The 12,228-nt window shown below is 34.8% G+C and carries 9 protein-coding genes; 3 read left to right on the top strand and 6 right to left on the bottom strand.

Annotated features, from left to right (window positions below; translation table 11 throughout):
- Window positions 1-479: 479 nt before the first annotated feature.
- Window positions 480-743: a hypothetical protein gene (locus LC076_RS15345; RefSeq protein ID WP_226669981.1), complete on the top strand. Its 264-nt coding sequence runs from the start codon at window positions 480-482 to the stop codon at window positions 741-743.
- Between the two features lie 270 nt (window positions 744-1,013).
- Here the strand turns inward: LC076_RS15345 and LC076_RS15340 are convergent, their stop codons facing one another.
- The 3 genes from LC076_RS15340 to LC076_RS15330 all read right to left on the bottom strand — a co-directional run bounded on the left by LC076_RS15340 (window position 1,014) and on the right by LC076_RS15330 (window position 6,344).
- A complete protein-coding gene (locus LC076_RS15340; RefSeq protein WP_264191569.1) occupies window positions 1,014-4,052 on the bottom strand; it encodes an efflux RND transporter permease subunit in 3,039 nt (1,012 codons plus the stop codon).
- A gap of 349 nt (window positions 4,053-4,401) precedes the next feature.
- Complete coding sequence (locus LC076_RS15335) at window positions 4,402-5,940, bottom strand: fumarate hydratase (RefSeq protein WP_226669980.1); 1,539 nt, start codon at window positions 5,938-5,940, stop codon at window positions 4,402-4,404.
- A gap of 203 nt (window positions 5,941-6,143) precedes the next feature.
- Window positions 6,144-6,344, bottom strand: coding sequence for an SE1561 family protein (locus LC076_RS15330; RefSeq protein WP_226669979.1), 201 nt, complete (start codon window positions 6,342-6,344; stop codon window positions 6,144-6,146).
- A 285-nt stretch (window positions 6,345-6,629) separates the two neighbouring features.
- Between LC076_RS15330 and yfkAB the strand changes: the two genes are divergently transcribed.
- Both yfkAB and LC076_RS15320 read left to right on the top strand, forming a co-directional pair.
- On the top strand, window positions 6,630-7,751 hold the full coding sequence (gene yfkAB, locus LC076_RS15325; protein ID WP_226669978.1) for a radical SAM/CxCxxxxC motif protein YfkAB: 1,122 nt from the start codon (window positions 6,630-6,632) through the stop codon (window positions 7,749-7,751).
- A 15-nt stretch (window positions 7,752-7,766) separates the two neighbouring features.
- On the top strand, window positions 7,767-8,600 hold the full coding sequence (locus tag LC076_RS15320; protein ID WP_226669977.1) for a mechanosensitive ion channel family protein: 834 nt from the start codon (window positions 7,767-7,769) through the stop codon (window positions 8,598-8,600).
- 169 nt (window positions 8,601-8,769) lie between these two features.
- On the opposite strand, the gene LC076_RS15315 is transcribed toward LC076_RS15320, so the two are convergent.
- From LC076_RS15315 to LC076_RS15305, 3 genes are all read right to left on the bottom strand, one after another.
- Complete coding sequence (locus tag LC076_RS15315) at window positions 8,770-10,476, bottom strand: methyl-accepting chemotaxis protein (protein WP_226669976.1); 1,707 nt, start codon at window positions 10,474-10,476, stop codon at window positions 8,770-8,772.
- 239 nt (window positions 10,477-10,715) lie between these two features.
- A complete protein-coding gene (locus LC076_RS15310) occupies window positions 10,716-11,510 on the bottom strand; it encodes a YfkD famly protein (RefSeq protein ID WP_226669975.1) in 795 nt (264 codons plus the stop codon).
- Window positions 11,511-11,576: 66 nt separating this feature from the next.
- Window positions 11,577-12,182, bottom strand: coding sequence for a YczE/YyaS/YitT family protein (locus tag LC076_RS15305; protein ID WP_226669974.1), 606 nt, complete (start codon window positions 12,180-12,182; stop codon window positions 11,577-11,579).
- Between the last annotated feature and the right edge of the window lie 46 nt (window positions 12,183-12,228).

The following is a 12,228-nucleotide window of genomic DNA, read 5'->3' as shown; positions in this document are numbered from 1 at the left end:
CCTTATGCACTCAAATAAAACTCAGAAATTTGGATTAAATGGTGTGGGTTTGGGTTTCGTTTACTTGTTTTTTTAATATATAGAATGGAGGGGGGATTTGTCGAAAATTGTCTAATCGCTGATAAAATTGAAAAATCGCTGATAAATCCGCAGAATCGCCGATAAATCCAGAAAATCGCTGATATTTTCCAAAAATCGCTGATAAATCTTTAAAATAGGATTCAGCACTAAAGTGTTAACGTTTTCATTAACCTCATTTTGCTTCTTCTCTTCATTTTGCGTTATTTCATATGAGCTTCTAACCTTTTTGTAACGGATTCTTGAGTAAAAAACACGAAAAGCAAACCCAATACCATAAGATTTGGTCCGCTCCCTTTTTCCTTAATCAGGATTTTGTTATTGTATGTTAAAATAAATGTAAATTTTAATAAATACGCTTAAACGTACGTAGCAGGAATGTTAAATAAGGAGCGAGAGTAATGTTTGAGTTATTTACTGTAAAAGTATGGGGTAAAGACCTTATTTGTGATATATGTTCTGGTGACAAATGGTACAAAAACACGGTAAAAACTGAGATTGAAACAAAGGATATTGTTGGGCAATACGAGGAACAGGTAAGATATATGTTTGAATGTCATACTTGTGGTAATTGCAGACTTTTTGGAATGGTTGCCAATGATAATGAAGCAGAAGATGATCACGATGTTAATTTAGAAACTAACACAGTATCGAATTTAGAATAAGTTTTTTCGTAAACTTATTGCGGTTAGTCATATGAAAAATGTATAAAGTCTAGTGGCATCTTCTCTTCTTAGAATAGTACTTATATAATAAAAAACCTTGTTACTAACAGGAAATTATATTAATTACCTGTAAAAACAGAACCTGATCTTATAAAAACTTGTTGTGGAATTCCTCATCAAATACTGTCTAGATATAATAAGTTCATTTGTTTCTAAATACAACAAAAGGATTGAAATCATAATGATTTCAATCCTTTTTTGCCATGTTATTTAACTAGCTATTTCTTTAATCTCTACTTCTTTTTCCTTTTTCTTAAACATTCGGTTAAATCCATTAGCAATGCTATTAAAGATTCGATACACAGCTGGAATTAAAACGAGTGTAATAATGGTTGCAAAAAGTAAGCCAGAAATGATTGCTGTGGCCATTGGTGCTTGATAATTACCTGATGTTCCAGATGCTAAGGCAAGTGGTAACATACCTCCTACAGTAGTTAATGTTGTCATAAAGATAGGGCGAATACGATTTTTCCCTGCCTCAACTAGTGACTCATTAACTCCATGTCCTTCTCTACGTAATTGATTTGTACGATCGATGAGCAAGATCGCATTGTTTAGGACGATACCAATTAACATGACGATTCCCATCCCAGACATTACACTTAATTCTCGTTGAGTGATAAATAATCCTCCAATAACACCAACAACTGTCATTGGAATAATTGACATAACAACGATAGGATGTGCCAAGTTATTAAATTGTACGGCCATCACTAGGTAAACTAAGAAAATTGCAATCCCTAATATGAGCAGCATATCTTGCATTAGCTCTTGCTGTGCTTCTAAGTCCCCTGCAACAGATACAGTATAACCAGTAGGTGTGTCAAAATCATCAATTAATGATTGAACATCACGGTTAATCGCACCTAAATCTTTATCTTTAATATCTGCTGAAATAGTGACAAAGCGTTCTCCATCACTATGAGAAATTTCATTTGGAGTATTCATACTTTTTAACTCAACAAAACTTGATAATTCTTTCTCACCGTCAATTGTTGAAATTTTTAACTTTAGTAAATCAGCTTGATTATCTGTACTAATATCCCACTTCATAATAAGTGGAACATTTACTTCATCAACTGTCATTTCTCCAATTGGCATGTTAAGAAATGCTTGCTCAATAAACTGTCTTACCTGTAAAGGTGTAAGACCAGCGTCTTCTATCGCACTTTCCTTAAGCTCAACAACCTGCTCGATTGATGTCCGTTCTATTGAATTGTTTACAGCAACAATTCCATCGATCTTTTCTAACTCTTTAACAAAATCACTAGAAATATTTTGAAGCTCATTAAAATCCTCACCTTTAATTTCTAGCTGAACTGGAAATCCACCACCAGCAGAAGTTGCACTTTGAATACTATCAATTGGTGTGCTTTCTTCAAGATCACGTAAAGCACTCATGATTTCTTCATTAACTTCCTTTTGCTCCTTAACGATATCGTCACCTTTTGTCATGTTAATGATCGTGTAGAACATTGTTCCTTCATCCATAACATAGTTTTGTTCTACATCCTCGATAGCAGAAAGCTTTTCATTTATTTTTTCTACAATTGCTTCCTTGTCTTGAACTGATAAGCCTGTTTCGAGATCTACCATTAACTCAGAATAACGATTAAACACATCAGGCATGATTGTCATAGGAATTTTTGGCACCAAAAGAAGTGAGCCTGCAAACATTAAGAAGAAAATGAAAACCATAATAAAACTGTTGCGTTTCTTCTTAATAACCCATGATACGAATCCACCATATCCCTTTATGAATCGACCTTCTTTAGCTTTAGACTTTTTGCTAAGCTTTAAGAATTTTTCCGATAAAGTTGGTATTAATGTGAACGATACAACGACAGAACTAATTAATGTAATTGCCACAACAGCAGATAACAGAATCATAAACTGACCCATTTCTCCACCCAATAATCCTATTGGTAAAAAAACAACGATTGTTGTAAGCATGGAAGCAAAAACGGCTGTGGCAACTTCTTTTGTTCCTTCAACAACAGCTTCTAATGCACGAAGACCCTGCTCTTTTTTTCGATAAATTGATTCTAAAATAACAATTGAAGAATCAACCATCATCCCAATTCCTAACCCTAACCCAATAAGTGTTAGCATGTTAAAGCTATAATCTAACACCCACATTGATAGAAATGTAAGAAGAATTGATGTAGGTATTGAGATTCCAACGATAATAGTCGCACGTATATTTCGTAAAAATAGCAATAAAATCAGAACAGCAATAACTCCACCTATTAAGATATTACTTGATACTCCATCTATTGACTCTTGAACATAATCTGCTTGTGCAACCATTTCATTTAATTCAAAATCTTTGATTAAACCTTCATCTTCAATGTTTTTTATTTCCTCACGAACAGCTGCTGCCATATCAATTTGGGTCACATCAGCTACTCGACCTATTCGGACAAAGATAAAATCCTTTGTTCCATTTTTCCAAACAAATGAAGAGCTTTCTAAAGGTTCCATTGAAACAGATGCAATTTCTTTCAACTTAATAAAGCCAGTAGTTGTGGCAATTTGTACATTTTCAATATCTTCTACTGATTCTAATTTTGTATTCCATCGCAAAGTAGGAGCATCTTTGTCTTCACTAAATTCTCCAAGAGTTGCTTCACTGTTCCCTTGTTGAATCACACCACTTACTTGTGAAACATCAATTCCCTTTTCTAATACCTTATCTCGATCAAACTCGATAACCATTTCATATTCTTGAATACCTGATAATGATACATCACTAACTTCTGGAAGTTCTTCTAATCTTGGCTCTAAAACATCCTCAGCAAATGCTGTAATCTCGTCCATATCACCATTAGAAACATCCATGTAAAATTCATATGCTTGGCTTGTTCCGTATTGATCTGTTACAACATCTGTTACAGCCGAAACATCCGCTGTTGTTGATTGGGCGACAGTTTCAATTTCTTTTGCAACTTCGTCTCCTCTGCCTGTTTCAATCGTAATATTTATACTACTTCTGCCAACAGACGTTGTAGAACTTGTATCCTCTACACCATCAATTCCCTGAATTCTTTGCTCGAGTGGATTTGTAATTGTTCGTTCCACCTCAATAGCAGACAATTCTCCAGCGCTAACATCAACATAAGCACCATCAAATTCTATTGCTGGCATAAGCTCCTTATCTAGCTTCAATAAAGAGTAACCACCAACAATTAGAACTAAAACTGTCACTAAACTAACTAAAATCTTTCGTTTCACAATAAAATGTAACAAAGCTATCCCCCCAGACGCTTTTAAGCAAAATCTTTGATTTTTGGTCAAAAGTATGTCTTTTGACACCCAAGATATGATTATAGCTTAGTAGAGGAGGAAAATCTCCCTATTTTACATATTTTTAACAATTTATTTTAAAAGGTAATTAATTTTAATTTTCTGTCTACTATTGGTTGTTATAATTTTAATAAATTCCTATAACATAACAATAAAAAACCCAGGGATTCCCCTGGGTTTTATTCAAACAAACGTTTATTTAGGATTTCAGTCGCTTAATCCGTGGATTATTCTAGTACATTCAAATTACCGCAACTAATCTATATATCTTCCAGTTTTAGTTATAAAGTTCTTATTTAAAAACTGGTTCTTTAAATTGTGCAAGCTTTTCTAATGAGCTTTTATCAACATCTGCATGTAAGCTATTTCCGTGTGAATCCATTGTAACAACGGCTGTAAATCCTTCCACTTTCAAGTGCCACATCGCTTCTGGAATACCAAATTGCATAAGATCGACACCCTCAACAGATTTAATACAATCTGCATAATATTGAGCAGCTCCACCAATTGCATTTAAGTAAACTCCACCATGCTCACCAAGTGCTTTAAGTGTTTTTGGTCCCATTCCACCTTTACCAATAACAGCACGTATTCCAAATCGTTTCATAATATCACCTTGATACGGCTCTTCACGAATACTTGTTGTTGGGCCAGCAGCTTTAACATGATAGTTGCCATCTTCATCCTTCATCATGACAGGTCCACAATGATAAATAACTTGACCATTCAAATCAACAGGTGAATCATTTTCAGAAAGATATTTATGGATGGCATCACGTCCGGTATACATCATTCCATTAATACGAACAACATCTCCAACCTTTAACTCTCTAATTTTCTCCTCTGTAATTGGAGCTTCTAGAACAACCTCTTTTGATTGTTGGATTTCTTCATTTGAAGCAGCAACTTCATCCTGAGAAAATTCCACACTTTCTCCATCCTGGTACATCCACTCATTGATTGATCCATTTTCCGGATTAACAATAACTCCCAAACGACGATAAGCCCAGCAATTATAAGCAACTGATACAAAGAAACTAGCAGGTATACGGTTAATTACGCCAATTTTACAACCAAGTAAAGTCGTTTCTCCGCCAAAGCCCATTGTACCAATTCCTAATTCATTTGCATGCTTTACTACATAATCTTCAAGCTTCTGTAAGTCTTCACGTTGATTCACATCATCTACTCGTCTAAATAGCTGTTCTTTCGCTAACTCATAGCCACTTGTACGGTCTCCACCAATTCCCACTCCGATAAAACCAGCACTACAGCCTTGTCCTTGAGCTTGGTACACTGAATGCATAATACACTTGCGAATACCATCAAGATCACGCCCAGCTTTACCTAATCCTTCAAGCTCACATGGCAAACTATATTGGATATTTTTATTTTCACAACCGCCGCCTTTTAAAATTAGACGAGCATCAATATAATCCTTTTCCCATTGCTCAAATTTAATAACTGGAGTGCCTTCACCTAGATTATCCCCGCTATTATCTCCAGATATAGAGTCAACTGAATTTGGTCGCAGCTTGCCATCCTTTGTCGCTTGCTCAATCGCTCTTTTAATTTCTTTTTTCATTTCTATCTGGTTTGCACCGACTGGTACCTTTAGTTTAAATGTTGGTAAGCCAGTATCCTGACATATTGGTGATACGTTATCATCAGCCATTTTAATATTATTCGCAATTGTTGAAAGCGACATCGCTGAACGTGTTCCAGCACTTTCTTTAAGCTTTGCAGCAGCAATAGCCCTTCTTACATCTTTTGGTAAATTGGTCGATGTTTCTACAATTAATTGATACATACTTTCATAAAAATTTTTCATCTCAAAATCTCCCCCTTTTACTCCCTATTACTAGCTTCTATTGGTCTATTACATAAAAAATACAGTCAATTCTCTCAATTTTTATTATACTCCTTGAAGAGGGTCATTGAAAAGTAATATTGGAAGTGCTTTCAGTCAGAAATTGAACAGTGCCTTTAGCATGTGGGTGTTTTTAAGCAACAAAAAAAGCCCAACAACAAATGTCAGGCCTGTTCTTCTTCTTTCCAATCTTTTTTAAATTGATTTTGTTTCACTTCTAAATCATCTAACATTTGAATTAAGCGATCTATATCATCTACATCTGTAGATTCTGGATCCATTGAATCAAGTACTTCTAAGAACATATTTAATCGATTTTTCAAATAAGATAATTGTGAATCTTTATCATGTACTGCATTACCCATATATTACTCTCCCTTCAGATAAATTAATCGTAGACGAAAGATATCATTTTGACAACCTGTTTAATCCTTATTCCTTTTTGTCTTATAATTGATCTTTTTCATTATTTTTAACTGATATTACAATCAGATTCCCACTTATAGTATCAAAGTAAACAATATTCTTTTAGAAAAAAGCCTTAATAAACAAAGGTTCATGTTAAAATAAGCAATGTTAGAAGAAAGGTGTTATACCTTTAACAAATACAATGATCATACTTTTACATTTAAAGGAGTACGAGTACTACTATGAATGCAACAAAACCTTTCCTCCCTATTACAACTTCATATGATCCATGGGAAGCTTATTTAGATGTTGAGCAATATGGAAAAATGATGTTAACAAATATAGAATTTACAACAACTACCCTTTGCAATATGCGTTGTGAGCACTGTGCTGTTGGTTACACGCTCCAGCCAAAAGATCCACATGCACTACCAATAGATTTACTTTTGAAAAGACTTGATGAAGTCCCTACTCTCCGTTCTTTAAGTATTACCGGTGGAGAGCCTATGTTATCACTGAAATCAGTTGATCAATATGTTGTGCCTTTATTAAAGTATGCCCATGAACGTGGTGTGCGTACACAAATAAATTCAAATTTAACTCTTGATTTAAAGCGTTATGAAAAAATTATACCTTACTTAGATGTTTTACATATTTCTCATAACTGGGGAACAATAGATGAGTTCGTGGAAGTAGGATTTGCCGTTATGGATCGAAAACCAACTTATCAGCAGAGAGCAGCATTATTTGAAAGAATGATTGAAAACAGCAAAGCTCTTGTGAAAGCTGGAGTAATTGTATCAGCGGAAACAATGCTAAATAAGCGAACACTTCCTTATATTGAGAAAATTCACAAACAAATTGTTGAGGAAATGCATTGTCAGCGCCATGAAATTCACCCAATGTATAATAGTGATTTTGCAAGTGCTCTAGAAACGTTATCACTAACAGATATGCGTAAAGCGATTACTCATTTATTAGATGTTCGAGATGAAAATGTATGGATGTTATTTGGTACTTTACCTTTTTTTGCATGCAGTTCTGATTCTGAAGATTTAGCTCTCATTAAGCGTCTACAAGATGCTAAAAATGTGACAGTGAGAAATGATCCTGATGGACGCTCTCGATTGAATGTGAATATTTTTAATGGTGATATTATCGTAACAGACTTTGGTGATGCTCCTGGATTAGGTAATATTCAACACAACACATTGCAGTCCGCTTATGATAAATGGACAAATTCCTCTCTAGCAAAAACGCTTAGCTGTCATTGCCCTGCAGTAAAATGTCTAGGACCAAACATTCTAGTAAAGAATGGCTATTATAAAGACGTAGATTTCACAAAAAGAAAATCAAATATATAAGGTGAGAATATGAATATGGAATATATCACTCAATTTTTGGAAGAGTCTAGAGTTGCTCGTATTATTCTTGTTGCTGTTATTTTAACCATTAGCGTATTGGTCATTAATAAACTTGTAAAAAAATTCTTCCTGCATTCGAGTTTTATTGAAGAGCGCAAGGAAAAGACAATTGAGAGTATGATCCGATCGTTAACAAAATATACAGCTACAATTGGATTTATTTTATATATCGTCTCTCAGTTTGTAGAGAATTTCGGTTCTGTCTTAGCTGGTGCTGGGGTGGCAGGTATTATTATTGGCTTTGGTGCTCAAAGCCTAATAAGAGATATTTTAGCGGGGATGTTTTTAATTTATGAAAAACAGCTACATCAAGGAGATTTTATCACCATTAATAATACATTCAACGGTACAGTTGAAGAAATCGGGCTTCGCTCGTTAAAGATCCGTGAGTGGAGTGGTAAGCTCCTGACGATAAGCAATGGTGAAATTAAACAAATCCAGAATTATAATATTGATCGTATGAGAGTGATTGAACGGGTAGTTGTGAGCTACAGAGAAGACCCAGACCATGTGTGGTCAGTGCTAGAAAAAGCCTGCGAAAACATTAATGAAGAATTTAATGACTTCCTAAAAAAAGATCATACACATTCTATTGTTGAGCCTTTCCAACTCTTTGGCTTAACATCACTTAACGCAAACTTCCGTGGATATGAATACACAATTATTGGCCTTGTAGACGATCAGTACTATTGGACCGCCTCAAAAGAAACCAGACGAATTTTAGCTAAAACACTTTTTGCAGAAAAGATAACACTAGCCGAAGAAAGATTATTGGTTGAATCAGAATAAGGTGCCGCAGAATAAGGTGCCTGTCACTTCCCGGAATTTGTCGAAAGGGGTGTCCAATAATTGGACACCCCTTTCTTGTAATATAACGGAAATCAACAACAAAGTTTAAGAAAGCCTACTAATATATAGTATAGAACATGGGCACTTTTTGATGCCCTCATTCCGTCAATTAAGCCTCAAACTTCTTAACCAATCCATTAAGATTTTCCGACAATTTAGCAAGTCTCTCTGCACTTACAGCAATTTCTTCCATAGATGTACTTGTTTGCTGAATCGAAGCAGAAGTTTGTTCAATCCCAGCTGCTGATTCCTCTGAAATGGAAGCTATGTTTGAAATGGAGTTGTTCATTCTTCCACATTCATTATCGATGTCACTCAATCTCATTGCTACACCTTGAATTTTATCCACGACTTCAGTAATAGCCTGGTGAATTTCATCAAATGTTTTACCGGTTGTTTGGATATCACTAGTTCCTTTTTCCACTTCACTGTAGCCTTCTTCTAGAGACAACACAACATTATTAGATTCTGTTTGAATATTAGCTACAATGCCAGTTATATCAGACACAGATAAAGTAACTTGCTCAGCAAGCTTACGAACTTCACTAGCTACAACAGCGAATCCCTTACCATGCTCTCCTGCCCTTGCTGCCTCTATCGCTGCATTTAATGCAAGCAGGTTTGTTTGTTCCGCGATTGATTGGATAACACCGACTAAGTTTGAAATCTCCTTTGATTGTGTATCAAGATGTTTTACTTTATCAACAGATACTTTAACAATCGAATTGATTTTATCCATTTGACTAATCGATGATTCCATAAGTCGGCGACCTTCTTCTGTAAGTCCTTGGGCTGAAACCGCAGAAAACACAATGGTTTCTCCAAATGAGTTAGATTCTTTAATTTTATCAACAAATCCACTCATCGTATCTGCTAACTCTGCTGCTTCATGAGCTTGTGACTCTGCACCAGCCGATAATTCCTGCATGGTGACAGCCACTTGATTACTTCCTTCTTTTACTTCGTTAGAAGATTGAGTAAGCTCTCCACTTTGTCCAGATACAGTACCAGAAACATGGGTAATCGATTTAATCATGTCTCTTAAGTTATATAACATGGAATTGATCGCCACACTAAGTTGACCAATTTCATCTTTACTAACATACTCACTTTCTTCAACTAAAAGATTACCATTTGAGATCTCTGTTGCCATGTGAATCACATTATTAAGAGCTTTTTTTATCATTCGGTTGACGAAAAACGCAATGATCACACCGAGTATGATGTTGGTTACTATAGAAAAAATGATCACTAAGTTTGTCTCTTTAATACTGTCCTCTGTAGCTACTATTGCTTTATCGCGGTCTTCGTTGATTATTTCCTTTAACTTTTCTAAATGACCGACTACCTCGTTGCTTAATGCTTGTGTTAATCTTCTTTTAGCATCAAGATTATCTGAATTCCCGTTATTTACTTCAGGAGCAATTTCTTCTAAAAATACTCTATTCATCTCGTTATCACTATTTTGAATATAAGTAAAAAGTTCTTCTTCTTCTTTTGTATTAATTGACTTCTTAAGTTCTTCTTGAAGTTTATTGAATAGCGTTCTTTTTTCCTCGAAATTAGTGAAATATTTATCTTCTGGTGAATTTATATAGTCTGCAATTCGAGCATCTTTATCTCTAAAAATACCCGCCATATCAGCGGTTTTCACAGCTCTGTCTGCTCTTCTTTCAAGTGCAGATAATTGTTCTTGAATTTCTTGCATTTCATGGTATATAAAAAATCCTGAAATAATAAAAAGAATAATCGATATGCTCAGTGCCAGATTATATTTCACACCGAGTTTAAGATCTTTAAAGCGTTTCAATAACATCCTAAGTGCCCCCAAAAAAGTTTTTTCTTTTTATTATCGGTTTATTTTGAAAGCAGTTTAAGTTTTTTTCTTAATAAATTTTGAGTTCACATTCGACAAAACCTGGGAAGTGACAGGCACCAAAAAAGCTCATCTGAGATTAGACTCAAATGAGCTTTTATTGGGATTATTCAAGAAAAATGTTTCTATCCCTTCTCCATCCAATTCGACAAAAACCGGGAAGTGACAGGCACCAACAATTATCTCGGCTGATCTGATGTGACAAAGCCAAATGATGTATGGTCTTGTAATGGAATCCAAGCTCCGATTCCTTGGGATGTTATGTTTTTCACAACAATACTTTTTTTGTTCCCTTTTAATACTAAATATACTTCACCATATGTGACTTTTCCTTTTTCATTTACTGCAGGTGCATATGCGTATAAATACCCGAGCTTTTTCGATGGTATATTATATACTTGATCTTTCTTCGTGCCAGCACCGACTATTGTTTCAAATGAAAGTGGCAATTTTGTTTTTTGCATGGCCTTCAATAACATTAGCTTCTTTACATCATCTGCTTCCGGCACCTTCGCAGTTAATCCACCCTTAATTGTCTTTTGGGCTTCTTGCTTATAATGGATTTGAATTGGAGATTTTCCACCACGATTATCTTGGTAGTTTGTATTGATTTTTTGATACTCCCAGTTTGTTGCTGTTTCTGTTGATTCGTAATTTAAAGCCCATTGTCCTAAATAAATTGTTGCTCTATAGCCGAATGCCAAAGGTGCATCAGAAATTGTTGATTCATTTAAGATACGAATCAAGTCAGGATTTTCAATGGCAACATCTGATGTGTCAATCAATTGTTGAGTAAGTTCACTTGGCTGTAAAAACGGCAAATCCTGAGTTGGATTTGGATATGTGTTTTCTTTCGAGATATCCATTACAGAGCTAGGTATTTTCGGCTTTTCTGTTTTACCCTCTGCTAAAACAGCACTTGAAAAACTAAGAGATAAAAGCAAAACTAGTGAAGCGAGAAAAGTTTTCTTCATCGTGACAACTCCTTTCATAATGCTTATTCATAGTGTTTTCAAGTGTGTAATGGATTATCCAATTTTTTATCGTTTACTTAAGATTTCATATCTTCTTGATACTGGTCCATTTAAATACTGAATAAAAGGCCCAATTAAAAATGTAATAATAATTGTACCAACACCAATTGGCCCTTGTAACATAAATGCTAAAACTAACGCACTAACTTCTCCTAATGTTTTGGCAACCATAAAGTTCATTTTGAATCTCTCATGAAGAGAAAGCATCAATTGATCGATAGGATTTGCTGCAAATTTTGTTTGTAAGTACATAGCTACCCCAACTGCAATGAAAATGATTCCACTAATAAGTGCAAGAATTCGCGAAACCAATGACCCTATTTCAACACTATTCATGACAAACATTAACCAAAAATCTACACTAAATCCTATTAACAGAATTGTTATTAATGCAAAAAGTTTTGGCTTTCCCTTTACTATTACTGCGTTAACAAAAATTAGTAATATTCCAATAATAATTACCCAGCTACCTACTGTTAAGCCCATTGCATTAGAAAGTCCAACATTTAATGCATCCCAAGCACCTGCGCCAAGATCTGCTTTAATGGTTAAAGAAACTCCAAATCCCATTAAAAATAACCCGATTAAATAAAAAGCAATTCTAATTTTCATAAATTTATCCCTTTCACTAGTTAAATTCAATTTTGAATATTTACAG

The organism is Metabacillus litoralis (genome assembly GCF_020524045.1).
GTDB classification, from domain to species: Bacteria; Bacillota; Bacilli; order Bacillales; family Bacillaceae; genus Metabacillus; species Metabacillus litoralis_C.
The sequence above is the reverse complement of the archived record's forward strand: the minus strand, read 5'-3'. Positions and strand labels throughout refer to the sequence as shown.

Coding starts and splice junctions, on each gene's coding strand:
- LC076_RS15345 (WP_226669981.1), top strand. CDS start 480: ATGTTTGAGTTATTTACTGTAAAAGTATGGGGTAAAGACCTTATTTGT.
- LC076_RS15335 (WP_226669980.1), bottom strand. CDS start 5,940: ATGAAAAATTTTTATGAAAGTATGTATCAATTAATTGTAGAAACATCG.
- LC076_RS15330 (WP_226669979.1), bottom strand. CDS start 6,344: ATGGGTAATGCAGTACATGATAAAGATTCACAATTATCTTATTTGAAA.
- yfkAB (WP_226669978.1), top strand. CDS start 6,630: ATGAATGCAACAAAACCTTTCCTCCCTATTACAACTTCATATGATCCA.
- LC076_RS15320 (WP_226669977.1), top strand. CDS start 7,767: ATGGAATATATCACTCAATTTTTGGAAGAGTCTAGAGTTGCTCGTATT.
- LC076_RS15315 (WP_226669976.1), bottom strand. CDS start 10,476: ATGTTATTGAAACGCTTTAAAGATCTTAAACTCGGTGTGAAATATAAT.
- LC076_RS15310 (WP_226669975.1), bottom strand. CDS start 11,510: ATGAAGAAAACTTTTCTCGCTTCACTAGTTTTGCTTTTATCTCTTAGT.
- LC076_RS15305 (WP_226669974.1), bottom strand. CDS start 12,182: ATGAAAATTAGAATTGCTTTTTATTTAATCGGGTTATTTTTAATGGGA.